28 protein-coding genes and 2 pseudogenes are annotated in these 23,093 nt (G+C 60.5%); 16 read left to right on the forward strand and 14 right to left on the reverse strand.

Going from position 1 to position 23,093, the window contains the following annotated elements:
- Window positions 1-105: 105 nt before the first annotated feature.
- Window positions 106-507: a hypothetical protein gene (locus LPB142_RS17105; protein ID WP_083392793.1), complete on the reverse strand. Its 402-nt coding sequence runs from the start codon at window positions 505-507 to the stop codon at window positions 106-108.
- A 56-nt stretch (window positions 508-563) separates the two neighbouring features.
- On the opposite strand from LPB142_RS17105, the pseudogene LPB142_RS17110 reads away from it, so the two are divergent.
- Window positions 564-887 (forward strand): annotated as a pseudogene (locus tag LPB142_RS17110) (integrase core domain-containing protein); the annotation flags it as partial.
- Window positions 888-905: 18 nt separating this feature from the next.
- On the opposite strand, the gene LPB142_RS18685 reads toward LPB142_RS17110, so the two are convergent.
- The 5 genes from LPB142_RS18685 to LPB142_RS17130 form a co-directional block, all read right to left on the reverse strand.
- Window positions 906-1,184: a SpoIIAA family protein gene (locus LPB142_RS18685; protein WP_083392795.1), complete on the reverse strand. Its 279-nt coding sequence runs from the start codon at window positions 1,182-1,184 to the stop codon at window positions 906-908.
- Window positions 1,156-2,121, reverse strand: coding sequence for a cation diffusion facilitator family transporter (locus tag LPB142_RS17115; RefSeq protein WP_010138164.1), 966 nt, complete (start codon window positions 2,119-2,121; stop codon window positions 1,156-1,158). The genes LPB142_RS18685 and LPB142_RS17115 overlap by 29 nt, the downstream gene beginning before the upstream one ends.
- The gene (locus LPB142_RS17120; protein ID WP_071167460.1) at window positions 2,111-2,866 is read right to left on the reverse strand and encodes a transglutaminase-like domain-containing protein; all 756 of its coding nucleotides are present in this window, start codon (window positions 2,864-2,866) and stop codon (window positions 2,111-2,113) included. The genes LPB142_RS17115 and LPB142_RS17120 overlap by 11 nt, the downstream gene beginning before the upstream one ends.
- Window positions 2,867-2,961: 95 nt before the next feature.
- Window positions 2,962-3,540 carry a cation transporter gene (locus LPB142_RS17125; protein WP_009573601.1) on the reverse strand — a complete coding sequence of 193 codons (579 nt, stop codon included), beginning with the start codon at window positions 3,538-3,540 and terminating at the stop codon, window positions 2,962-2,964.
- Between the two features lie 103 nt (window positions 3,541-3,643).
- Window positions 3,644-4,072 carry a MerR family transcriptional regulator gene (locus LPB142_RS17130; RefSeq protein ID WP_013959865.1) on the reverse strand — a complete coding sequence of 143 codons (429 nt, stop codon included), beginning with the start codon at window positions 4,070-4,072 and terminating at the stop codon, window positions 3,644-3,646.
- Window positions 4,073-4,243: 171 nt separating this feature from the next.
- On the opposite strand from LPB142_RS17130, the gene LPB142_RS17135 reads away from it, so the two are divergent.
- The 10 genes from LPB142_RS17135 to lnt are packed head-to-tail and all read left to right on the forward strand — an operon-like array spanning window position 4,244 to window position 11,702.
- Entirely contained in the window at window positions 4,244-4,846 is a 603-nt protein-coding gene (locus LPB142_RS17135; protein ID WP_232231046.1) for an SCO family protein, read from the forward strand.
- Between the two features lie 5 nt (window positions 4,847-4,851).
- Window positions 4,852-5,274 (forward strand): disulfide bond formation protein B, encoded by a 423-nt coding sequence (locus tag LPB142_RS17140; RefSeq protein WP_018001722.1) that lies wholly within the window; start codon window positions 4,852-4,854, stop codon window positions 5,272-5,274.
- Window positions 5,271-5,930 carry a DsbA family protein gene (locus LPB142_RS17145; protein WP_018001721.1) on the forward strand — a complete coding sequence of 220 codons (660 nt, stop codon included), beginning with the start codon at window positions 5,271-5,273 and terminating at the stop codon, window positions 5,928-5,930. The genes LPB142_RS17140 and LPB142_RS17145 overlap by 4 nt, the downstream gene beginning before the upstream one ends.
- Window positions 5,931-5,953: 23 nt before the next feature.
- Window positions 5,954-6,421 carry a copper chaperone PCu(A)C gene (locus LPB142_RS17150; RefSeq protein ID WP_066010340.1) on the forward strand — a complete coding sequence of 156 codons (468 nt, stop codon included), beginning with the start codon at window positions 5,954-5,956 and terminating at the stop codon, window positions 6,419-6,421.
- Window positions 6,421-7,047, forward strand: coding sequence for an SCO family protein (locus LPB142_RS17155; RefSeq protein ID WP_071167351.1), 627 nt, complete (start codon window positions 6,421-6,423; stop codon window positions 7,045-7,047). The genes LPB142_RS17150 and LPB142_RS17155 overlap by 1 nt, the downstream gene beginning before the upstream one ends.
- Entirely contained in the window at window positions 7,044-8,417 is a 1,374-nt protein-coding gene (locus LPB142_RS17160; RefSeq protein ID WP_071167352.1) for a M23 family metallopeptidase, read from the forward strand. Before LPB142_RS17155 ends, LPB142_RS17160 begins: the two co-directional genes overlap by 4 nt.
- A gap of 3 nt (window positions 8,418-8,420) precedes the next feature.
- Window positions 8,421-8,876 carry a DUF411 domain-containing protein gene (locus LPB142_RS17165; RefSeq protein WP_018001717.1) on the forward strand — a complete coding sequence of 152 codons (456 nt, stop codon included), beginning with the start codon at window positions 8,421-8,423 and terminating at the stop codon, window positions 8,874-8,876.
- Between the two features lie 12 nt (window positions 8,877-8,888).
- Window positions 8,889-9,671, forward strand: coding sequence for a ZIP family metal transporter (locus LPB142_RS17170; protein WP_071167353.1), 783 nt, complete (start codon window positions 8,889-8,891; stop codon window positions 9,669-9,671).
- Between the two features lie 28 nt (window positions 9,672-9,699).
- Entirely contained in the window at window positions 9,700-10,158 is a 459-nt protein-coding gene (lspA, locus tag LPB142_RS17175) for a signal peptidase II (protein WP_071167354.1), read from the forward strand.
- Complete coding sequence (gene lnt, locus LPB142_RS17180; RefSeq protein WP_071167355.1) at window positions 10,125-11,702, forward strand: apolipoprotein N-acyltransferase; 1,578 nt, start codon at window positions 10,125-10,127, stop codon at window positions 11,700-11,702. Before lspA ends, lnt begins: the two co-directional genes overlap by 34 nt.
- 9 nt (window positions 11,703-11,711) lie before the next feature.
- Here lnt and LPB142_RS17185 read toward each other — a convergent pair whose 3' ends face one another.
- Both LPB142_RS17185 and LPB142_RS17190 read right to left on the reverse strand, forming a co-directional pair.
- Window positions 11,712-12,224 carry a L,D-transpeptidase family protein gene (locus LPB142_RS17185; RefSeq protein ID WP_018001713.1) on the reverse strand — a complete coding sequence of 171 codons (513 nt, stop codon included), beginning with the start codon at window positions 12,222-12,224 and terminating at the stop codon, window positions 11,712-11,714.
- Between the two features lie 63 nt (window positions 12,225-12,287).
- Window positions 12,288-14,642 carry a heavy metal translocating P-type ATPase gene (locus tag LPB142_RS17190; RefSeq protein ID WP_071167356.1) on the reverse strand — a complete coding sequence of 785 codons (2,355 nt, stop codon included), beginning with the start codon at window positions 14,640-14,642 and terminating at the stop codon, window positions 12,288-12,290.
- A gap of 182 nt (window positions 14,643-14,824) precedes the next feature.
- On the opposite strand from LPB142_RS17190, the gene LPB142_RS17195 reads away from it, so the two are divergent.
- The gene (locus LPB142_RS17195) at window positions 14,825-15,109 is read left to right on the forward strand and encodes a hypothetical protein (RefSeq protein ID WP_010138178.1); all 285 of its coding nucleotides are present in this window, start codon (window positions 14,825-14,827) and stop codon (window positions 15,107-15,109) included.
- Between the two features lie 47 nt (window positions 15,110-15,156).
- On the opposite strand, the gene LPB142_RS17200 is transcribed toward LPB142_RS17195, so the two are convergent.
- From LPB142_RS17200 to LPB142_RS18690, 5 genes are all read right to left on the reverse strand, one after another.
- Window positions 15,157-15,819: a L,D-transpeptidase gene (locus LPB142_RS17200; RefSeq protein ID WP_071167357.1), complete on the reverse strand. Its 663-nt coding sequence runs from the start codon at window positions 15,817-15,819 to the stop codon at window positions 15,157-15,159.
- A 291-nt stretch (window positions 15,820-16,110) separates the two neighbouring features.
- Window positions 16,111-16,632 (reverse strand): c-type cytochrome, encoded by a 522-nt coding sequence (locus LPB142_RS17205; protein WP_138919430.1) that lies wholly within the window; start codon window positions 16,630-16,632, stop codon window positions 16,111-16,113.
- Window positions 16,625-17,119 (reverse strand): DUF411 domain-containing protein, encoded by a 495-nt coding sequence (locus LPB142_RS17210; protein WP_009573584.1) that lies wholly within the window; start codon window positions 17,117-17,119, stop codon window positions 16,625-16,627. Before LPB142_RS17210 ends, LPB142_RS17205 begins: the two co-directional genes overlap by 8 nt.
- A complete protein-coding gene (locus LPB142_RS17215) occupies window positions 17,119-17,625 on the reverse strand; it encodes a WD40/YVTN/BNR-like repeat-containing protein (RefSeq protein ID WP_232231049.1) in 507 nt (168 codons plus the stop codon). Before LPB142_RS17215 ends, LPB142_RS17210 begins: the two co-directional genes overlap by 1 nt.
- Before the next feature lie 437 nt (window positions 17,626-18,062).
- Window positions 18,063-18,224 carry a hypothetical protein gene (locus LPB142_RS18690; protein WP_232231056.1) on the reverse strand — a complete coding sequence of 54 codons (162 nt, stop codon included), beginning with the start codon at window positions 18,222-18,224 and terminating at the stop codon, window positions 18,063-18,065.
- Window positions 18,225-18,226: 2 nt separating this feature from the next.
- Between LPB142_RS18690 and LPB142_RS18695 the strand changes: the two are divergent.
- A pseudogene (locus LPB142_RS18695) lies at window positions 18,227-18,382 on the forward strand (class 1b ribonucleoside-diphosphate reductase subunit beta); the annotation flags it as partial.
- A gap of 179 nt (window positions 18,383-18,561) precedes the next feature.
- Here the strand turns inward: LPB142_RS18695 and LPB142_RS17220 are convergent.
- Window positions 18,562-19,644: a hypothetical protein gene (locus LPB142_RS17220; RefSeq protein ID WP_071167358.1), complete on the reverse strand. Its 1,083-nt coding sequence runs from the start codon at window positions 19,642-19,644 to the stop codon at window positions 18,562-18,564.
- A gap of 226 nt (window positions 19,645-19,870) precedes the next feature.
- Between LPB142_RS17220 and LPB142_RS17225 the strand changes: the two genes are divergently transcribed.
- The 3 genes from LPB142_RS17225 to repB all read left to right on the forward strand — a co-directional run bounded on the left by LPB142_RS17225 (window position 19,871) and on the right by repB (window position 22,993).
- Window positions 19,871-20,752, forward strand: a complete 882-nt coding sequence (locus tag LPB142_RS17225) for a recombinase family protein (RefSeq protein ID WP_071167359.1) — start codon at window positions 19,871-19,873, stop codon at window positions 20,750-20,752.
- Between the two features lie 134 nt (window positions 20,753-20,886).
- Window positions 20,887-22,080 carry a plasmid partitioning protein RepA gene (gene repA / locus LPB142_RS18700; protein WP_038147418.1) on the forward strand — a complete coding sequence of 398 codons (1,194 nt, stop codon included), beginning with the start codon at window positions 20,887-20,889 and terminating at the stop codon, window positions 22,078-22,080.
- A complete protein-coding gene (gene repB, locus LPB142_RS18705) occupies window positions 22,064-22,993 on the forward strand; it encodes a plasmid partitioning protein RepB (RefSeq protein WP_083392796.1) in 930 nt (309 codons plus the stop codon). The genes repA and repB overlap by 17 nt, the downstream gene beginning before the upstream one ends.
- The last annotated feature ends 100 nt before the right edge of the window (window positions 22,994-23,093 follow it).

The raw sequence follows: 23,093 nt of genomic DNA on the forward strand, positions 1-23,093 counted from the left end.
GGATTTTACTCCGCCCGCAGCGAGACGATCCCGCCGCTACCGTGGCCTAATTTTGCACCGCCGTTTCCACGTAGCGCCGGTGCGTGGAGATCGAGTGCGCCTGGCTCATGTCCTCGACCTCCGCCGGGCCAAAGGGCGGCCGCCCTCCAGCTTGTCGATCTTCGCGTACAGCAACTCGTTGGCCATGGTGATCTCGCCCACCTTGGCCTGCAGCCGCGCAATCTCGTCGTCACGCTCATCGCGCTCGCGTTCCTTCAGCGCACTCTCGGCCGCCATGAGCACCCGGTCGCGCCATTCGGACAGCCGGTGAACCGGAACGTTCAGGTCCCGCGACACCGCCTCCAAGCTCTCACCCCGCATGAGCCGCTGAACCGCCACGAGTTTGCGCTTCGCCGAAAGGCGCCTGGCAGGACCGGCCACGGCCCCGCCGTCGCCAGCGTGATGGGCGCGCGCCGACGGGGCCGTGGCCTCCGTCGCACCTGAGGTGTCGTCGATCTTCTTGTCCATGCTCTACTCCCCTTTCCTGAGAGAAATAGCGCTCCGAACTGTCTCAAGAAACCGTGCACCAGCCCAGATCGAACTACATGTCAGAAGACTTCCAGAGCGAGATCAAATGCTTCGGGATCACCAGTTCACCAGCTTTCGTGCGCCAGCCCGAGGGCAATGGGGTGGCCGAACGGGCCATACGCACCCTCAAGGAGCAACTGCTCTGGGTCCGCCATTTTGTGACCGTCGAAGAGCTCAGGCATGCTTTGGCCGCCTTCGCCGCGCGATACAACGCATCATGGCTGCGGGAACGGCACGGCTACAAAACGCCCGATCAGATCAGGGCCGAACAGAAGGCCCTTGAAACCGACGCCGCCAAAGGGTTCAAAATGGCGGCATGACCAGCGCAACGCGCTGTCTCATAACCGTGCCCCGGTACACCATCTGCGTTCTCCGACAACCGCTATGCGACCGAAATCGTTCGCGTGGGCGATGTCGACCTTCAGATCTTCTAGCATCGCCGAAGGCTCTTCGTAGCCCTCGAAACTTGTAAGGTCGAGAACCAGACCCGGATTATCGGTTGTTCCAAGACGCTCATGAAGCAGCGCGTGCATTTGCTTGAATTCTGTCTCCGTCAACTTGCCTTCGCAGACGAGCCCGATGACATCATCACGCTCGGTCAGCGTTTCCTTGAACATTGGTCTTCTCCTTTTCACTTGCGTTGCCGTGACCGTAGAGATCGGCGTTCTGATGAGCGCGATCCTCGTGCTCGAATTCGAGGCTGGAATGGCTGATGCCGAATTCTTCCTTCAGCCGCTCCTTGATCGCGCTCTTGATCTCTTCGATCTTCGACCATCCCTCGGCTGCCACGACGACATGACAGTCGAGCGCAGCCTCGTGCTCTTGCATTTGCCAGAGATGGACGTGGTGGACGTCGGCGACGCCTTCGACTTTCCGCATCGCTTCGACGACGGCCTCGTTGTCGATGTCCGGCGGGCTCCCGAGCATCAGGGTTCGGATTGGGCCGCCTATTTCAGTGAAAGACAGATACAGGATGTAGGTCGCGATGCCGATGGTGATGGCAGGATCGACCCAACGCATGTCGTAAAGGATGATCAGCGACCCAGCGACGATAACCGCGACCGAAGCAAGCGCATCCGAAAGGTTGTGGAGAAAAAGCGCACGGATGTTCACGCTCCCCTTCTGCATCGAATAGGTCAGCATTGCGGTCAGCGTGTCGACCACAAGCGCGATTCCACCGAGAATGACGACGGTCCACCCCATGACTTCGGGTGGATCAATCATGCGCATGCCACCTTCGTAGATCAGATAGAAGCCGATCACGATGAGGGTGGTGTAGTTGATCAGGGCCGCGACGATTTCGACCCGGCCATAGCCGAAGGTCATGCGCTCATCGGCCGGGCGGCGCGCGATCTTGCGTGCGGCAAAGGCAATGACAAGCGAGGCCATATCGGAAAAGTTGTGCAGCGCATCGGCGATCAGTGCCAGGCTGCCCGACAATATGCCCCCGACGATTTGCGCAACGGTAAGAAGCCCGTTCGCCCAGATCGCGATGGCAACCCGCCGATCGCCAGAATCCGGATCGATATGCGCGTGCCCGTGGTCATGTGGCATTGGCAGGCTCCTCATGCGCGTGTGTCGCGCGTCGGTCAGTCTTGAGGCGGTCGCTGCGGAAACCACGAACGCGCGCATTCATCCAGTGGCGTATGATATGACGGTAAAGGGCACCACGCAGCCATCCAAAGGATTGCTCATGGGAAAAATAGAAGGCGTCCGGCGTATCAAACACGCCGAAATCCTGCACGATGCCGGTTTTCTGAATGTAGGTATCTTCTCCGTTCCAGGCGACGGGAGGCGCGCCAAGGCAATCCGTGCCCGCGCCATAACCGCAGAGACTTTCTGTGTCCGAGAATGACGTTTGCAGGACATCGAGGAAAGCGTCATCCAGGATGAAGCCTTCAAGGTTGATCCAGGCACCTTGAAATTCGATCTCGACCCATGAGTGGAGAATTTCCTGCGGAGCAAGCGGATACACCAGCTCAGGGACAACACCGCGCTGCAAGCCTTTGTGGATCGTAAACCCATGCAACCGGCAACGAATGCCGACACCACGCAGCAGCGCCATCAAGAGCGTGCCTTTGGTATTGCACTGCCCATAGCCGTCGGAAAGCACTTCGGATGCGGGGATGTCGTCAGCTCGATTGTATCCGAACGCGATTTCATTCCGAACGAAATCATAGGCAGCTCCGATCCGATCGTATTCGGATAAGCCGCGCCAGCTGCGGTTCTCAATTAGACGCGCAAGAGGCGCGGCATCAAAATCCAGTAGTTTGGTGGGTACAAGTAGGGGGTCGATCATCTGCAACGGGTCGCTCCTCGAATCGTCTTGGAACAAGACTAATTGCTATAGTCACTATAGCTTCAATCCTTTCTTTCAGAAAGAATCTCCCGCAACTATTTGTCCGTGTGAACCGCTTTGTGGTGTTCGCCGTGTGCGTCGCGCAGGATGTCGATACCGCCCCAGGCCGCGATCCCGGCGACGATCACACCGACGACAAGGTCCGGCCAGTTGGTTCCTAGCCAAGCGACGAGGCCACCGGCCACGACGATCCCGAGGTTCGCGGCGAAATCGTTGTAACTGAAGGTGTTGGCCGCGCGGATATTGACGTTTGGATTTTTGAGCTTAGCGAGCAGCCAAACGCAGACTGCGTTGATAGCCGCCGCGATCAGGGCCATTGCAATCATGATCGTCCCGAGCGGATCTGACCCACCGATGTAGCGGCGCCACGCATCGTAGAGGATGCCTGCAGCGAACAGGATCAGCAGCCCGCCGGAAACGTTCGCCGCCCCGCGTTTCCATTTGGCGGATCGGGACAAAGCGAAAAGGCTGATCGCGTAGACGAAGCTGTCGGAGAGGTTATCGAGCCCGTTGGCGATCAGGGCACTTGAGTCGCCGAAGGCGCCTGTTGCGAAAAAAGCCACGGCCAAACCGATATTGAGCGCCAGAACGATCCAAAGCGTCCGTCTCTCCATTGAATCTTGTCTAGCGGCCATTTTGTGGTTCCAGCTTGTGTTGTACGACACATTAACTTCTGCGGCTGATCTGCGTTCCAGCCGGAATGTTGGCTGAATTCCTTCAGGCCCCGATTTCCTCGTGTTCGGTCAAGCATTCCGAATGGTCCCGCAACACCTCAAGCACCTTGCAATCTCCCGTCCGCCCGCCGCTGCATTCGTGAACCATGCGTTTCAGTTCCGTGCGCAGCGCCTTCAGGCGGGCCATGCGCTGCTCCACCTGTTTGAGCTGGCGACGCGCGATGGCATCAGCCTCATCACAGGGCCGGTTGGGATGGTCGCTGAGGTCGAGCAGCTCGCGGATCGCATCGAGCGAGAAACCGAGTTGTCGCGAATGGCGGATGAAGGACAGCCGGTCGAGCTGTGCATTGTCGTAGCGCCTCTGCCCGCCTTCGGTCCTGCCAGGTTCGGGCATGAGCCCAATCTGTTCGTAGTACCGGATGGTCTGCACCTTCGTGCCAGTCTTCTTTGACAGAGTACCGATCGTGAGCATTTTCGCCTCCATGAAAAAGATACAGTTTGTGTAGGTTTTGCCGTCGGAATAAACAAGTGTCGGTTTCACAGACGCGTGAGTTCAAGCTATACCATGATTTCGTGCTTGAACCTCTAGCGGCTAGAGGATGTATCCGCACTTGCAATAAGAATCAAAAACAGGCGAACAGGATTGTCCCTTACATCGGCACAGAAGTTTCTTTGGGTTTTGGCAGGCGTGGCAGCGCTTGCCTTCGTATGGCTCTTGCTATGGTCCGATTATCGTGCCGATAGCGCCCGAACTGACGCCGAGCCGCCTTTTTTCGCTGAGTTCGAACTGACGGACCACCAGGGTATGGTTCAAACCGAGGAGGACTTTGCGGGGCGCTGGATGCTGGTTTTTTTCGGCTTTACCAACTGCCCCGACGTCTGCCCGACGACCCTATCTGAGGTCGCGGCGGTGATGGACGGTCTGGGCGACGATGCCGCCAAGGTCCAGCCGATTTTCATCACCATCGACCCCGAACGGGACACGCCCGCCGCACTCGCCGAATACGTCACGCTGTTCGATGCGGGCATCATCGGTCTGACCGGCACGCCGGAACAGATCGCCGCCACATCCGAGACGTTTCCGATCTTCTTTGAACGCGTCGAAGAGGCTGCGGCGCCGGATGGTTACACGATGGGCCACACGTCGCATTTGTTCCTCTTCGATCCCGACGCGGGCTTCGCCGACTCGTGGCCCTACGGCACCTCCGCCGAAGAGATACTCGCCGATCTGGAAGAGAGGTTCTGACCGACATGAACCGTATGTCCGGAGAAACAGCCCTCGGGCTGGCGTGGATCATCGCGCTCGTCGCCTCGCTTGCCGTGCTTTTTGTCGGCGAGGTGCTGGGGCAGACGCCCTGTGTGCTGTGCTGGTTCCAGCGCGCCTTCATGTTCCCCTTGGCCATTGTCCTCGGGCTCGGCCTTTGGTGGCGGGACGGCCGCGTGGGGCGCTACGGCATCGCATTGGCGCTTGGCGGCGGCGCAATCGCCCTCTGGCACATGGGGCTGTACGTCGGTCTTGTTCCCGAACGCGTCCAGCCCTGCACGGCCACCGGCCCCTCTTGCACCGATGACAACCAACTGGTCTTCGGCATCCCTATCCCGCTGATGGCGCTCGCCGCCTTCGCGCTGATCGGGGCGCTGTCGGCCCTTTCATTGAAGGACACACGAACATGAATCGACGCGGCCTGATCCTGTCCGTTCTTGCCCTCGGCGCCGCCGGTTTCGGCGGAGCCACCTGGTTTGCAATCCGCCCCGGCCCAGTGGCCGAAGCGGAGCCCGTTGCTCCGGAACTTGCGGAGGCGATGATCCGCCCCTACTCGCCCATCCTCGGGCCTGCGGATGCGCCCGTCACGATCGTCGAATTCTTCGATCCGGCCTGCGAGGCCTGTCGCGCCTTTCATCCCATCGTGAAGGACATCATGGCCGAGCATGGGGAAGCTGTCCGCGTCGTGATCCGCTACACGCCCTTCCACGGCGCGGCATCCGAGGAAGCCATCCGCGTGCTCGAAGCGGCGCGCATGCAGGACGTTTACGTGCCGGTGCTCGAGGCCGTTCTGCGGGAACAGCCGAGATGGGCGTCGCACGGTGCCCCGGCGCCTGGCCTGATCCTTCAGATCGCCGCCACGGCCGGACTCGATGCCGAAGCCGCGCGCACGCAAATGCTGGCACCCGGTGTCGTGGCGATCCTTAACCAGGATCGTGCTGACGTCGAGGCCGTGGGAATTCGCCAGACGCCCACATTCTTTGTGAACGGCAAGCCGCTCGATCCATTCGGGGAGGCAGAGTTGCGTCGTCTGGTGGCCGCCGAAGTCGCTGCCGCGCAAAGCTGAATGGAAAGGGCAGGATCAGAACGATGAAAAAGTATATTTTGACTGGCACACTGGCCGCGCTTTTGACCCTTGGAGGGCTCTCGGTGCCCGCGCTGGCCGGACCCGAGGATGTTGTCGTCGAGAACGCGTGGTCCCGCGCCTCCATCGGGATGAACCGTCCCGGGGCCGCTTACATGACGATCCGCAACACTGGCGACGAGCCGGTGACGCTGATCGGCCTTACAACACCGCTCGCGATGATGCCCGAAATCCACGAGACGAAGACCAATGCCGAAGGTGTGAGCTCCATGAGCCCGGCGGGGGAGATCGCGATCGCCCCGGGCGAGAGCGTCGCGCTCGAACCGGGGGGCCTGCACGCAATGCTGATGCGGCTACAAGAACCGATGACGGAAGGGGACACCTTTCCGCTGACCCTGCTTTTCGACGACGGAGGCGAAGTGACGGTCGAGGTGCCGATCCTCGGAATCGCCGCGCGGGGGCCAGAGGACTGATGCGGCGACGGGCGGTCCTGGGGTACGGCGCGGCTGGTGTCGGGGCGGTCGCCCTGATGCTCTTCGTCGGTTGGTGGCAGGTCGATGGACCCGGTGGACCCGAACCTGTCGGGCAGCGGCCTGTGGCCCTGACCGAGATGGATTTCCGTCTGACGGATCATGAGGGCAACGCGGTCGGGCCGGAAACCCTGATCGGTCGCCCGACGATGGCGTTCTTCGGCTTCACCTACTGTCCCGTTGTCTGCCCGACCACGCTTTCTGACATTTCGGGATGGCTCGACGATCTGGGAGACGAGGCCGACGAGATGAACGTGGTTTTCATCACGGTCGATCCCGAGCGCGACACTGTCGAAACGATGGCCGAATATGTCGGCTACTTCCATCCGGCGATCCGCGGCTGGACGGGACCGGAAGAGCAGATAGCGCGCGTCGCGGACGGCTTCCGCGCCACCTACGAGCGAGTACCGGCGGAGAGCGGCGATTACACGATGAACCACACCGCGAGCGTCTTCCTGTTCGCAGCCTCTGGGCGATTCGTCACCATGATCGACTATCACGAGCCCAAAGAATTCGCGGTGCCGAAGATCCGCCGCGCGCTGGAAGAAGAAATGGAGGGGGCGACATGAGGCTCAGAACTTTGGCGGCTTGTGTCGCAATTGCGGGGACGGTTTCGGGAGCGGCTATCGCCATCTCTGATTCCATGTCGAAAGAACCCGTGCCGCCGGAACTTGCCCAGGCAGGTAGCTGGATGCCCCAAGGTCCTGAAGCCCCCCAGAACGTTGACATCCCCGTGACGCTGCCCGCGGCGGCATGGGCAGACGATGCACCCGACCTCAGCCCGCTGCCCCTTCTGCAGGCCGCGTTTGCCGACAGGCCGGTGCAAGCGATCAAGCCACCCCTGTCGACGTGGTCGCGCGACATTGCTCCGGGCGAAACGCTCGATTTCTTGCTGTCAGAGGCCGGTCTTGCGGCACCTGACAGAGCCGAAGTTGCCCTCGCGCTTGGTGCGGAATACGATCTGCGACGGCTGCGGCCGGGGCACTCGGTCACTGTCGCTTCGACCGTGGACGGCAGCCCCCGCACCGTCTCACTCGCCGTCGAGGACGGGGTTCGGATCGAGGTGGTTTTCGGCGAGCAGATGTCCACGCAGGTCGTGGCTCCGGATCCGGAAATCGTAACCCTTGCCGGCGAAGCCATGATCGACAGCTCGATCTTCGCGGCACTCGACGAAGCCGGCATACCCGCCCGTTTTTCCGTGGACCTTGCGCAGATGCTGGGTGGGACCGTGGATTTCCGCCGCGAGATGGCCGGTGGCGAAACACTAAGGCTTCTCTGGCGTGAGGCGCGGGTCGGAGAGGACAGGATCGGACAGCCCGAACTCGCCTTCGCCGCACTGGAGATCGGCGGTTCGCTTTACGAGATCGTATGGCCGGACGACGGCAGCGGTCAGGCGACGATCTACGTCGATGGCGAGGTGCTGCGCGTCTTCGCACAGCCGGTCGAGGGTGCGCGCCTCAGCTCGGTGTTCGGACGCCGCACGCATCCGGTCTTTGGCAACGTCCGGATGCACACCGGCGTCGATTTTGCAGCGGCACGTGGGACACCGGTTCAAGCGACGGCACCGGGGCGGGTCAATTTCATCGGCTGGCGCGGCGGATATGGTCGCGTGGTCGAAATCTTGCACGGCTCCGACACCATGACGCGCTACGCGCATCTGAGCGCCGTGCCGGAAGACTTGGCACAAGGCCAACGCGTTGCGGCGGGAGACGTGATCGGCCGCGTCGGCGCGACTGGCACGGCGACAGGTCCGAACCTGCACTATGAGGTGCTCGTGGATGGGCGCCCGACTGACCCCCTCTCTGACGACCGGCTCGCCGAAGCGGCCGAGAGCGATGCGGATGATACCGCCGCGCTCTCGCGTCTGGCCGAGGCGCGGGCGCTTCTGAATGAAAACCTCGGCAGCGAGATTGCCAAAACGACAACCGAAAGGCTCTGACCCATGAAACGCATGACACAAGTTCTTGCCATCACGCTCGCCCTGTTCCCAGCGGCCCAGGCCCTCGCAGAGGCAACGGCGATCGACGTCCGCAAGACCAACGGATGCGGCTGCTGCCTCTCGTGGATGAAACATCTCGAAGAGAACGGGTTTGTGCCGACCGGCCAGGACATGTTCGGCGGGCTTCTCGTGCGCTTCAAGCTAGACAACGGCGTGCCGCAGCGCATGGTCTCCTGCCACACCGCGCTCATTGACGGCTACGTGATCGAGGGCCATGTACCGGCCGCTGACATCCGCCGCCTTCTCGAGGAGCGCCCGGACGCCGTCGGCCTCGCTGTTCCGGGGATGCCCTATGGCTCGCCCGGCATGGGGCCAGAAGACGACCGCGAGGCCTATGATGTCTTCCTCATCCGCAAGGACGGGTCGACGGAAGTCTTTTCGAGCTACGCCGAAGGATAATCTGGCCCGCCCATGGAAAATCTGTCTCCGATAATGCTCGGCTTTCTCGGAAGTCTTGCCGCCGGATCGCTCACAGCAGTCGGAGCAGTTCCCGTGCTGTTCGGGCGCATCCCGTCTCGGGCCACACGCGATCTGTCGCTCGGCTTCGCTGCCGGTGTGATGCTCGCCGCTTCTTTCTTTTCGCTGATCATCCCGGCATTGGATGCGGCGGAGCCGATGTTCGAAAACGGCGCGATGCCTGCGGCCATCGTATGCGTTTCGATTCTTCTGGGCATGGGGGCTGTCGCCCTGATGAACGAAAAGCTGCCGCACGAGCACTTCAAGACGGGACGCGAAGGGCCCGAAGCGGCGTCTTTGCGGCGGGTCTGGCTGTTCATCATCGCAATCACGATCCACAACTTCCCCGAAGGCCTTGCGGTTGGGGTCGGCTTCGGATCCGGAGGTATGGAGGGCGGTCTGCCGCTCGCCATCGGCATCGGGCTTCAGAATGCGCCCGAAGGATTGGCCGTCGCTGTATCTCTGCTGGGCGAGGGATATCCGAAGCTGCGCGCCTGGGGCATCGCGGCGCTGACGGGCATGATCGAGCCGATTGGCGGTTTGCTCGGGGTCGGCATCATCACACTGTCGGAACCGCTGCTTCCATGGGGTCTGGCCTTTGCCGCGGGCGCAATGCTCTACGTCATTAGCCACGAAATCATCCCCGAAACCCATCGCAGCGGCCATCAGAACAGGGCGACGCTCGGTCTCGCAGTCGGGCTCGTTCTGATGCTGTTCCTTGATGTCTGGTTGGGATGAGGCAATGTCACTAAACAAGGTATCTCCGATGATCGGCGTCTTCGCAGCACTTGCTGCGTTCGCGATCGATCAGATCACCAAAGCCATTGGCGTTGCGAATGCCGTCACTTTAAGCGCCGGAATTCCCGTGTTTCCGGGATTCAACCTCGTCTTTTATCGTAATGACGGCGTGACTTTCGGTATGTTGGGCGGCGCGCCGTGGTGGAGCCTCATCGCTTTCGCTCTTGCCATCTGTGTTTGGCTGGGGGTTATGCTGTTTCGCGCCGACAATGCGGTGGAAACGCTTGCCTACGGTGCGATCATTGGCGGAGCCCTGGGCAATGTCATCGATCGTGTGCGGTATCGGGCTGTAACAGACTTTCTCGATTTCTACATTGGCACAACACATTGGCCTGCCTTCAACTTGGCCGATGTATTTGTCGTCAGTGGCGTGGGGCTCTTGCTCGCCGCGCCATGGATCAGCGCGCGGCGTTCGATCAAGTCGTGAAGCCGGAAATTCTGAACCGCATCGCTCTGCGCCACCGTTTGCTTTCGCGGATGACGCTTGGTTTCGCCGCCGGGGCGATGACCGTTCTGACTTTCCCGCCTCATTCGATTCTCCTGCTCGTTCCCGTTGCCTATTCCGCGTTGTTTGTCGGGCTTCGCGATCTCTCCTTCGGGCGCGCTTTCCTCGTCGGCTGGGCGTTTGGTCTCGGCCAGTTCGGTTTCGGGATTTGGTGGATCGCGGAAAGTTTCTACGTCGAGGCCGAGCGGTTTGGGACGATGGCGATTCCGGCGGTCGCGGGATTGTCCGCAGGTCTCGCGATTTTCCCAGCCATTGCCGCTGCGCTTTTTGCCGAAATCGCGCGGCGCGGAGCCATGGGCAGTCTCTTGGCCTGCCTCCTGTTCGCGACCTCCTGGACCGTGGCCGAGTGGTTGCGTGGTCACGTTCTGACAGGGTTTCCCTGGAACCTGGCCGGTTACGCACTTGTAGACTACGCCGCCCTTCGCCAGACCGCCGCCTGGGTCGGAAGCTATGGGCTAAGCTTTCTCACCGTGTTCGTCGCGGTACTCCCTGGCGCGGCTGCTATGGCGTCCGGGCGGCAACGATTGACCATCTCGCTCATGGCGCTGGCCGGAATCGCGACGATGTGGGCTGTCGGCACGCTGCGCCTCCAGTCGGATGCACAACAGCCACCCGGTGTCGACCTGCGCATCGTCCAGGGCAACATTCCACAAGAGGAGAAATGGGCTCCCGAGAACCGCGAGGCGACCTTCGCGCGCTATCTTGAGCTTTCAACCCGGCCCGGCGATTTCGACGTGCTTCTCTGGCCGGAAACCGCCTTTCCGGGTTTCCTCGATGAGGATACGGAGGCACGGGCCCGCATTGCCGCAGCGCTACCAGACGGCAGAGTGCTGCTTACCGGTGTGCCGGACCGTGTACCGAGCGAGGATGGCACCCGATATTTCAACACGGTCCAGGCATTTGACGAGACCGGCGAGATCCTGACCGGATACGCGAAACACCATCTCGTGCCCTTCGGCGAATATGTGCCATTCCGCGGCTGGTTGCCCATCGAGCGGCTCACGGCGGGTCTGGGCGATTTTACGCCCGGACCGGGCCCGAGAACGCTTGCGCTTCCGGGTGTGCCGCTGGTCGCCGTGGCGATCTGCTATGAGATCATCTTCCCAGGGCATGTGGTCGACGACCTGTTCCGGCCGGACTGGATTTTCAACGCGACAAACGATGCCTGGTTTGGCACCAGCATCGGACCCGAGCAGCATCTGGCTTCCGCACGTATGCGCGCCGTAGAGGAAGGCCTTCCAGTCATCCGAGCCGCGAATACGGGCATCTCTGCGGTCATCGACGCGAGCGGAGAGATCGTTGCGCGGCTCGATACCGGCGAAACGGGCATCGTCGACGCTAGCCTGCCCTCCGCGCGACCGCCGACACTCTACGCGAGCTTCGGGGACTGGATGCTGTTGGCGCTCATCTTGGCTTCGTGGAGCTGGGCAATGGCGCCAATGCGACGGCTCACTACCGCCGCATGAGAAAGACCGTCATGCAAAGATGTGGATAGGTGTCCCGTCCTTCACCATTGCATAGATGTCCTCGATCTCCCGATCCGTGACCGCGATGCAGCCAGCTGTCCAGTCGCGGACATTTGTCGGGTCGATGCCGGGGCGTGGGCCACCATGGATGAAGATGTCGCCGCCGGGGGAAAGGCCCTGCGCTTCGGCAAAGGCGATGTCGGCCTCGTTCGGATAAGAGATGCCAATCGAAAGATGGTAGGTGCTGTTGGGGTTTCGCCTGTCGATTGTGTAAACTCCTTCCGGAGTCCGGCCATCCCCCTCGAATTGTTTGTGACCCTCAGGAGCGAAACCCAGCCCGACCGGATAGGTTTGCAAGACGCGATCGGCTCCGTCGAGAACAAGCAAGCGCTGTCCCTTGTAAAGCCGAACACGGGTGACTTCGGGTCCGTCATAGCTGCGGAACTTGCTGGCACACCCGGACAGAAACGCTACCAGCCCGCCCAACAGGACGGCGCGGCGGGGAAATCGGATGGTTTTCACTGCTCGATGCCTCTTTCGTGAGGTCTGTTATGGACATTACGTTACCTTGCAAATGCTGCGTGATCAATGTCCGTGGGCAAGCGCGGCCTTTGCCATCTGTGGGCCAACCTGCTCACCGCCGGACGGCGGCGCCTTGGCCTCTTGGCTGTTCAGCAGGCGCAGGGCATTGGCCACCACCAGCAATGACACTCCTACGTCGGCTGCAATCGCGCCCCACATCGATGCCAGTCCGAACGCGGTAGCGACAACGAAAACGCCCTTGGTCGCCAAGGAAATACCGATGTTCTGATGAATGATCGACATTGTCCGGCGCGAATGACCGATCAGCCAAGGCACCTTGCCGAGATCGTCGGTCATCAGGGCTATATCCGCCGTCTCGATTGCCGCGTCCGAACCAACGGCACCCATTGCGATGGCGTAATGCGCGCGCGCCATGGCCGGGGCGTCGTTGACCCCGTCGCCGATCATGGCCACCATGTCATGCGTTTCGACCAGTTCTTCGATGGCAGTCACCTTGTCTTCGGGCAGAAGCTCGGCACGGACCTCGTCGATGCCGACCTCGGCTGCAACAGCGCGCGCTGTCCGCTCGTTATCACCGGTCAGCATGACGATGGTCTTCACACCCTGCGCGTGAAGCTGCGCCACGATGCCTTTGGCATCCGGGCGGATACGGTCGCGCAATTCCAAGATGCCGGTGACACCGGTGTCGTCGCCCACGGCAACAAGGGTGCTGCCAGCCCCTTCGATGCGGTCGCGCAAATCCTTCGGAATGGCGTCGCCGAAACCCTTCTCCTCGGCAAACCGGTCCGACCCCAGCCAGATCGACCGGCCGTCTGTGCGTCCTTCAAGTCCCCTGCCCGGAACGGTTCGGGTATCTTCCGCGGCGGATACCTTGATGCCGTCGGCTTCTGCCCGCGCAAGAATGGCGCGCGCCAAGGGATGCGAGGAACGTGCCTCCAGCCCAGCGGCGAGGGTCATCAGATCTTGCGCCGATGCTTTGCCCAGCGGATGCACCGCCGCCACCTCGGGCTCGCCCATGGTGATCGTGCCGGTCTTGTCCATGGCCAGTGCAGTGGTCTTGCCCGGTGCCTCAACATATGCACCGCCCTTGATCAGCACCCCGGCCCGCGCTGAGGCGGTGAGTGCAGCGACGATGGAGACCGGTGTCGAGATGACCAGAGCGCATGGGCAAGCGATCACCAGCAGCACGAGTGCATTGTAGAACCAATAATCCCAGGCCCCCCCGAAAATGAGCGGCGGCAGCAGGGCAATTGCAATGGCGAGAGCCATGACGATAGGCGTATAGATGCGGGCGAATTTCGCCACCCACTGCTCCACCGGCGCGCGGCGGGCATGGGCGTCGCCGACCATGCGGATAATCTTGGCCAACACGGTGTCCGAGGCGGCCTTCGTGGCGCGCACCGTCAGTGTGCCTTCGCCGTTGATCGTACCGGCATAGACTTCGTCGCCCCGTTCCTTTGGGACCAGCGCACTCTCTCCGGTGATCGGCGCCTGATCGACGGCCCCTGCCCCATCGACAACCTCACCATCCAATGGGATGCGGTCTCCGCCGCGCACGATGAAACGTGCGTTGATAGCAACCGCAGAAGCCGGAACGTCCGCTTCCGAGCCGTCATCATGAAGAACTCTTGCCGTCGGCGGCGCGAGGTCGAGCAGAGCTGAAACCGCATTCCTCGCACGCCCGACGCTCCAGCTTTCGAGGTAGAGCGAGAGCGAAAAGAAGAACGCGACTGTCGCCGCCTCGAAAAATTCGCCAAGCCCGATGGCACCGGCCACGGCGACCACCATGAGCAGGTTCATGTCGGGCGACAGCCGCCGAGCGGACGACCATGCCTTGGGTGCCACGAGCCAGACACCGAACAGGATCGCAACCGCGAACAGCCCTGCCTCGACCAGTGGCATCGGCGCTTCGCCGTGACCCGCGAAGAGGCCGAGCGCCCCGCCCATGCCGGTCTCGATGATGTGCCACAGAAATCCTGCGGCCCAGAAGCCTCCACTGAGCGCCGTAAACAGCCGCTGTCTTGCAAGATGGGCCGCCTGGTCGACCGACGCGTTCTCGGCATCCCAAGGCTTGGCGGTCATGCCGGTGCTTGCGACCAGTTCTGCAATTTCGCCGTCCGATAAACTCTTGGCGCTGTCGAGAATAGTCATCCGCCCATTGATCACGTCGAACGCGAGATGCTCGGCCCCGCCGATCTTCGGGCCGACCACCTTGTTCAGGATTGCTACCTCCTCGGCGCAATCGAGGCCGGACACCTGAAAACTGCGCCCGCCCGATGGCGCGGGCGTCGTCGGAACGATGTCGCCGCACGTTCCGGCGCCCCCGCAGCAGCTGCCGCCGCTTGTCTGGGCATCTTCGGCGTGATCGTGGTCGTGACGATGGGTGTCGGACGGCATGAATGGACCTCTGGATTCGGGTGCTTTACCATGGCATAACCCCTACAGCAGCTAGAGCTTCAAGAGCAAAATACGGTGGTATTTCAGTTTGTTTTATTGCTAGAGGATGCGGCGATCGGCTCCATCACGCCTTGAGGCATGAAAAGCCGATGCAAAGAAAAACAGACACGAAAGGAAGCTTGATGCGGGTTTTGATGCTGAAGCAAAAAATAATTGTTGCAGTGGCGCTGTCTCTTACGGCCGGGTGCGCAATCCAGCCGACTGGACCGGGCGACTCGGCAGACCGGCGGGGCAACGTTCCCGAAGCCGTGATTGCAATGGCTGCCCCGGATCAGGATGTTGCAACCGCGCGCTTGGTGCCCGAGGACGGGTGCTACTGGTACGAACACAGCGGCCCCGTTGAAACGACCTTGCTGCCGCTGCGCACGGCGAACGGCAACCCTATCTGCGTCGCGCGGGAAGTGTGACGACGACCCGCACGTCACATCAATGCGCTGAGAGTTAATTACCTCATTCAACTTCTCGCGGTAACGCTGTCCTCAGCCGAATAAAGATGTGCTGTCGATCCGATCTCGACGTTCGGATAAAGCTCGTTGATGTGTGCCATAACCATCCGCACGCAACCCGAACTCGCACGACCGCCGATGCTTCTCGGATAGGGTGTGCCGTGTATCCGAAGATAGGTGTCGCGATCACCGACATAGAGATAGAGCGCCCGTGACCCGAGAGCGTTTTCCGGCCCTGGTTCCATCCCATCGGCCCATTGTGCGTTCACGGGATCGCGTTCGATCATGTTTTGTGTTGGCGTCCAGTGCGGCCACCTGACCTTGCGCTTGATGTTATAAACACCCGGCTCGTAGAGGTTGCCCCGCGCGATCGCCACGCCGTAGCGCATCGCGGTTCCACCCTCCTCAATGTGGTAGAGATACCGCGCGACCGCATCGACATGGATGTCTCCCGGCACGAGGCCGTTTTTCGCGTCCACACGCTGAGGCAAGAAACGTGGGTGTAGTCCCCAAGGGTTTGACGTGGCCGGATCGAAGCCGGGCGGGCTGACTTGCGCGTCCCATTCAGCCTTCTGCGCCTCGGTGGGCCAGCTATCGGCAAACACAGGGTTGGCCACAGTCGCCGAAAAGAGCGCTGTTGTCGTTTGAATAAAGTGTCGTCTTGTCAGCATGTCGTACCCTTTCGGTTCCCACCGGCGATCAATGGCAAGAACGATATAAATTCTCGTCGACTAGATAGGACTTCTAGTGGCTAGAGGTTCAAGGGTAAATTTTCGTGAACGCTTGCACGCGACCCTGGTAGCACATGCTTGCCTTGCGGGCGGGTTAACGGCCAACTAGGTCAGGTCCGAATTAGCGTGGTAAAGCGGGAGTCAGGGGGCGGAGTAGGACAGATTTGCCGAATTGGTCCCCCGGTGGATCGGTTTTGGTCGAAAGATACTATCCTGACACCCTGTCGATCTTCACCCGCCCGTGTCATTGGCCGAAACTTCGGCTTGGAACTCACGTTGTCGCTCAGGCCAGGTGCTCTTGATGTAGACGAGGATAGCCGCGATCTCTGCGTCTGTCAGATCCTCTCCGAAGGCCGGCATGTCGCTCTCGTATCCCGGCACGACGGCCCCGACCCCGCCTTTAGTGATCTGAAAAAGCATGCGGTCTGAATGGTGCCAAGTGTGGCCTGAGTCATCATGCGGCGGGGCCGGCATTCTTCCTGTGTCAAGACGACGACGCCAATCGGGCTGACCCTCGAGGCTGGCACCATGGCAACTGGCGCAGTTGTCCGCATAAAGCTGTTGCCCTGCCATGACCTGGGATGCGAGCACGGGCTCTCCCAAAAACGTCAGTCCCTCGACACGCGGGTCAACCGGTTCCGATTGGGCCAGCACCACAACGCCGGTGGTCGCGAGCGCGGACACTAGGGCAGCGAGGTGCACTGACCGCCTGACCGTACACTTCGCCGATCGATCTTTCGGCCCTTTATTCATCGGCATAAATTGAAATTCCGTCTGGGCCAAAGGCATAGGTCCTTAGCGTGCCTGACTTGACCGCAGCCATGCCCGGCGCGTTCGCGGGCATTCCCGGCAAGGTGATACCCGTTATCGCCGGACGGGTTTCCAGCAGCCGATCGATGATGTCGACGGGGACGAGACCGCTGACATAGTAGCCGTCGATCTCGGCCAGGTGGCAGCCGATGCCCTGGGCGGGCACACCGACTTCGACCGAGCGTTTGTCGAAGTCGCGGTCATCCACACGCGTAACGGTAAAGCCGTGTTCTTCGAGATAATCCCCATAGGCATCACAGCAGCCGCAGCCCGGATCGCGCCAGATGGTGATCTGCCTTTCGTTGCCCGCCAAATCGGACGCCATATCGCCTGTCGCTTGCGCCCAGGCCGATGTGGACAGGCCCACCATTCCGACAATGCCGCTGCCAATCAGGCCAAGCGCGTTTCTTCTCTGCATCATTTTCTCCATCATTGTTCTCCTGTTTCGATCCAAGTTGCGCCGCCGTCACGGCTGATTTTCAAGATGCCGCCCAACAGGGCAGCGATGTAGGTCTCGTCTCTTGGATGAACCGCAACAGCGGTCGCAGCTTTGCTGGCCCGCTTTTGCCAGATGACTCCGCCGTCCTGCGATGCCCAGAGGCCCGAGGGCAGCGCGGCGTACATCACTTCCGGCGCCGAGGGGGCACTGGCCAGCGACAGGATCGGTTCACCTCCAGGCAATGGCGCTTCGGACGGTGGGGCTTCACCCGCAACCAATGCGTCCATCGCGTTGCCTGGCTGCACGTCCTGCCAGCGACAAAAGCAATCGGGCACCCGCGTTAGGCCAACTTCGGTGCCCGCATAGATCCAGATCCCGCCCATGCCGGTTTCAAGCTCGACCGAAGCCAGAGCAAGAGGATCGCGCTCTGCGTCGTCGAGCCAGGGGCGGTCCATGGCGAGCGACCAGGTTGCACCGGCGTCTTCGCTCTTCCACAACCCGTCGCCGCGAAGCGAGGTGTCGCGTAGCCCTTAATTTCGAGACATGGCGCGTTGAGCGCCGAATTTTACCCTTAAATGCGAGATTCCAGCGCCTTCGAGTGGAGTTTCCTCGTCTTTCCGCAGGGTCTTTGGTCGAACCCTGTCTCAGATTTATGGGCAAAATTCCGGAATTAAAAGCAAAATCTCATATTTAAGGGCAAAGCACAGCCATTGATTTCGTTGAATTTCCCATCTCATAATTAAGGGCTAAGCGACACCGGGGTCATGGTTCTCTCCGAGGTCGCATTGAGCGCCTCATGATGGTTTTCGGCGGCGGATCGTCTCCAATGTCTTGTGCGGGATGTGGCGCCTGGCCATCCCATGCTCTACAGCGAGATCGATCAACCTCCGTCCCGTCGGGACTGCGCTCCCCGCTTCAGGCGCGGGAACTCAGATCAGGCGGTGGCCTCCTTTGTCCATTGATAGTCGGTTCCATTTTTCCAGAGCGTCAGCATCAGCACTGCGATCTTGCGGGCCGTCGCGACCGCCGCCTTGCGGAAACCGCGCCGTCCGGCCAGTCGCACGGCCCAGCTTTTCAACGGCGAGAAGCGTTTCACCTGAGGCACTGTTCCCGGATGCTGCGTGCGAGGTGAACCCGGCGATCCTCGCCGCTCTCAGCCCTGACAGCGAAAACCACGACTTCTTCTCGGGCTCAGGCTCATCCTATGTCATCGGCAAAGCCGTGGCGACCGAAGACGAGGATTGGGATTTCTGAAGCCTCGGGATTTCGTCACATTTTTTTGGGGCTCCCTTTTTCCGACACGAAGGACGTGGTGGCAGGACACTTGACCTGCTACCTGGACTGAACCCATACGATCAGTCGATGTATCGGGAATGCACCCGCCTGACACCGAGTGGTTGAAATCGTTTCGAACGAAAAACCAACACCATCTTTCACTGACCTGTCGGGAAACTTGCCGCTTTCCACATTCGATACCGCCCCTGCCCTGTCACCTCACGGATCAAACCACTTGCCTCCATCCACGCCAGATTGCGCTGAACGGCAGCGCGACTGGCACCGGTCACAGCCTCAGCCATCGGGGCGGAGACCAAGGGCCACTCAGAAAAAGTTCCTCGCAAGGCAAGCGGCGTGCGACCGGACAATTGCGCCATGATGTTTTCTGCCCGACCGGCCCACGCTTCGATATCGTCAAGCGTTCGCATCGCCGTCAGAATTGCGCTGTTCATCCCATCCAACCAGCGTGCCATGCGTTCGGTTGGCGAACCCGAGACACGCAGCCCCCCTGCCCCGCCCATGGCGAGCGGTGCGAAAATGGTACCGCTTCCGTCACTGGCCGCGATCCTGGACGCGGTGACGGCGGCTTCCATCTGGTCACCGTGCTGTCCGAGGCCGGCCAGGTTCCAGAGATGAAAGCCCATGCAAGCCCGCGTGATTGGGTGGAGTTCGGCTGCGGCCGTCATCAAATCCAGCCAGCTGCCTGCGCGATCTTCGAAGCGCTCGGCATCATTCTCGATATTCTCGGGATCGCGGCGATCCAGGAAGGCGGCCAAGTCACCCTTTGGCCCGGGACCGCCTGTCAGGCGCCGAACAGCCCATCCAACTCTTGCCAGCGCATTTGGGTCATCCTGTGCGCCTGACAGCCGCATCGATACCCAAAGGGCCAGACGATCAGCACTGACCCGATCCCCTGCGAACCAGCTGAGGTCTGCCGCCTCGATCAGTGCGAGGCGGTGCCGCCAGCCTTCCGGGCCACGCAGCAGCCGGTCATCCAGAGCACCCAGGCGTCCAGCGACCCGTGCCAGTCGCGCAGCGTGAACGCCCTCTGCCTTTGCCCAGTCTTCGATGACAGCAGTGTCGGGCGGTTCCGCCCGTGGCCCGGGAGGCAAATCATCCGGTTCTTCTTCGAGTGGTCCCGGCAGAAACCATAGATCCTCTTCGTGAACCTCTTCATCCTCCTCGATGGTGATGAGGGGGTCATTGAAATCATCAGTCAAAGCGGATGCTTGGGTCTTCATGTGTGCAAAATACGGTTCTTTTGCACATTACCCAAGTGATTTTGTGGCGGTTGCCTTTGCTCTTTATATAGTATGCGCGCGCGACTGCCGGTGGAACCTCTCAGATCGCGCTCAGCGTATGGAAACCAAGGGTTTTTGGACGAGCGCGACGAGAGAGCACCTACTTGCACTCGTTTACAAACGGTCGTTTATTGGCGATATATTAAATTGCAAACGGCCCAGTTTCATGCCCCTGATTGGCTATGCGCGCGTCTCCACCGAGGATCAGACCCCCCTGCCCCAGTCTGAGGCACTGCAGTCTGCGGGATGCGCCGAGATCTTTGAAGAGCACGCCTCGGGCGGCAATCGCGCGCGGCCCGTGCTTGCACGTGTGCTGGAGCGGATTGGCAAGGGCGACACGCTGGTCGTCGTGCGGATCGACCGGCTTGCGCGGTCTTTGTCGCACCTACTTGAGGTGATCGAAAGACTGGAGGGCAAGGGGGCGTTCTTCCGCTCGCTCCAGGACCCGATCGATACTTCCTCTCCTCAGGGCAAGTTCACGTTGCAGGTTCTGGGCGCTGCGGCTGAGTTCGAACGCGCTCTGATCCGCGAGCGTACCAAAGCCGGACTTGCCTCGGCACGCTCAAAGGGCCGCGTCGGCGGCAACCCAGGTCTTCGCGCCAAGGACCCTGAAGCGCTGCGCAAGGTGCGGCTGGCGCGACAGGACGGCTACATGGAGCGCTTGAACGAAACTGCGCAGGATTGGGTGCCCCATGTGCGCCGTTTGCGCCCCGATATGGCTTGGGAGGACGTCCTGCGGATCATCAATGGCCCCCTGCCCCCAGATCGCCATTGGACACAAAGCCGACTGCTCCGTGCCGTGAAGGCATACGTGGCGGACGGATTCCTGCCTGCTGAAGTGCTTGGACGCGCTGGACGTCGCGAAACCGACGATCGCCTGCCTGCGATTGTCGCCGCAATCAAAGGTGCTGACCCCGAGATCACCTTGCAGACAATCTGCGACCGACTGGAATCCATGCGTGAGCGCACCCCTCGCGGTCGCACCAGCTGGCAGCCTTCCTCAGTCAGAATGCTGCTGGAGCGTGCTGAAAAGCTGGGGCTCCTCTGAGGATCACACTTGTGTTGGCCTAACCGATTGCCACTAAATCTAGAAAGTGCTTGCACGAATCTGGTTGGTCGGGCAATAGTCTCGAAAAATAACGCGCGGTCACATAAAAAACGCGCCCACGGATCGGGGCAGACATGAGCGAAGTAGAGCAGGATCTAGACATCGCCATCGGGCACTACGCGGAACTTCTCGCGTCGAACCTGCATGCTCAGCGCGCCGCACACTTCCCTCCGGATGCAAAGAAGGTGATGCGCACTTTGACCAGCGGCGAAGCTGCTGAACTCCTTGGCGTCGATCATACCTATCTTCGTAAGCTTCATCGAGAAGGAAAGATCGTTGACGTCGAGACGACAGCTGGAAGTCATCGCCGCTATACGCTCGATGATATCTGGGAAATCCGTCAAACGCTTGAAGGAAATGCAAAGAAGTCTGGAACTTACGTGCCTGGACGTCGCGACGGTGACGAGCTTCAAGTCGTTTCAGTGGTGAACTTCAAGGGCGGGTCCGGCAAAACGACGACATCTGCTCACCTCGCTCAACGCTTGGCGCTTAAGGGGTACAGGGTTCTTGCGATCGATCTCGACCCTCAAGCATCCCTTTCAGCTCTTCATGGAATCCAGCCGGAACTCGACCTTATGGAGGGCGGAACCCTCTATGATGCAGTTCGCTATGACGATCCGGTTCCGATCGGCGAAGTGATCCGCAAGACCTACATCCGCGGCCTTGATCTCATCCCGGGCAACCTTGAACTCATGGAGTTCGAGCACGAGACGCCTGCTGCTATCCAGCGAGGAGGAGCGAAGGCGTTCTTTGCGAGAGTTCATGATGCTCTCGATAGTGTTGAAGCAAACTACGACGTTGTTGTGATCGACTGCCCGCCGCAGCTTGGTTTCTTGACGATGTCAGCGCTTTCCGCGTCCTCGGGTGTACTCGTGACGGTTCACCCGCAGATGCTTGACCTCATGTCGATGTCCCAATTCCTGCGAATGACTGCGGATCTCCTGGGAGTGATCAGGGATGCAGGCGCAAATCTGCGCTTCGATTGGCTGCGCTTTTTGCCAACGCGATACAAAGTCGGCGACGCGCCACAAACCGAAGTCATCGCTTTCATTCGCGGGCTGTTCGGGAGGTCGGTCCTGACCAATCACATGGTTGAATCGACCGCAATTTCTGATGCCGGCTTGACCAAGCAAACGCTCTACGAAGCCGACAAGAAGGACTTCACGCGTCAGACGTTTGATCGTGCGATCGAATCCATGAACGCAGTGAACGATGAGATCGCTGAAATCATCCAGAACACATGGGGGCGGAATGGCAAGAAAGCCTAAACTTGGCCTGCCGCTGCAGACCCTTCGCAACGCTCCTGACGCTCTTGAAGGGCGCCGACTGCGTGGCGGTGTATTTGAGATCGATCCGGCGCAGATTATTACCGAAGGACGATTGGATGACAGGCTTCAGATTGAAGTTGAGGGTCTGAAGAATTCAATCTCCAAGAACGGTCAGCGTGTGCCTGTCTTGGTCCGCCCACTGGAAGGCGATCGCTACAACCTGATCTATGGCCGCAGACGCCTGGAAGCATGTCGCGAACTCGGTATCAAAGTTCGAGCCATCGTCACGGAAGTTGATGGTGATCAAGCGCTTCGAGATCAGCTTCTCGAGAACCAAGAGCGTCGTGATCTGAGCTTTATTGAACGTGCGCTTGTTGCGACGGCGCTTCTGGATGGTGACCATTTGGAAGGGGCTGAGCGCACCAATCGAGGTGTCGCCGAAGTCCTAAACCTCCACGAAGCTGGGGTTTCACAACTCTTGAGTGTCGTTCGGACGGTCGGCGAGGAACTCATCCAGGCAATTGGTGCGGCTCCCGGGATTGGTCGCCCGAGATGGGAAGAGCTCAAAAAGGCTTTGGGTGCCTACGACGGTGATCGAGACCAACTGCAAGCCGTAGCTCATGCAGCCAAGTCCGAAAGTTCCGGCTCGGTCGATGAGGTTTCTGAGCGTGCGTTTCTCGCAGTTCTGGCAGCTGCGAAGAGCCCAGAGAAGAAAGCAAACCCGTCTAGAAAGGGCGTGCCTGCTTTGGCGATCCCCGGTGTCGGAGCTGCGACGATCAAGACCGGCCGCCAAGGCAAGCAGCTTAAACTCGATCTGACTACGGATGAACCTGATTTTATCAGCTGGTTGGAGGGCAATGCCCCAAAGCTGATTACCGAGCTTCATGAGCGCTGGAAGCGTTCAGGAGACTGAGGAAGAGCAACCAACAAGAAGGAGGCACGATACAGGCAAAAAGAAAAAGGCCCCGAGAAGCTAGCTTCACGAGACCTTTGTAAGGTTTCGCACCGGGATC

Source organism: Rhodobacter xanthinilyticus (assembly GCF_001856665.1).
Classification (GTDB): domain Bacteria; phylum Pseudomonadota; class Alphaproteobacteria; order Rhodobacterales; family Rhodobacteraceae; genus Rhodobacter; species Rhodobacter xanthinilyticus.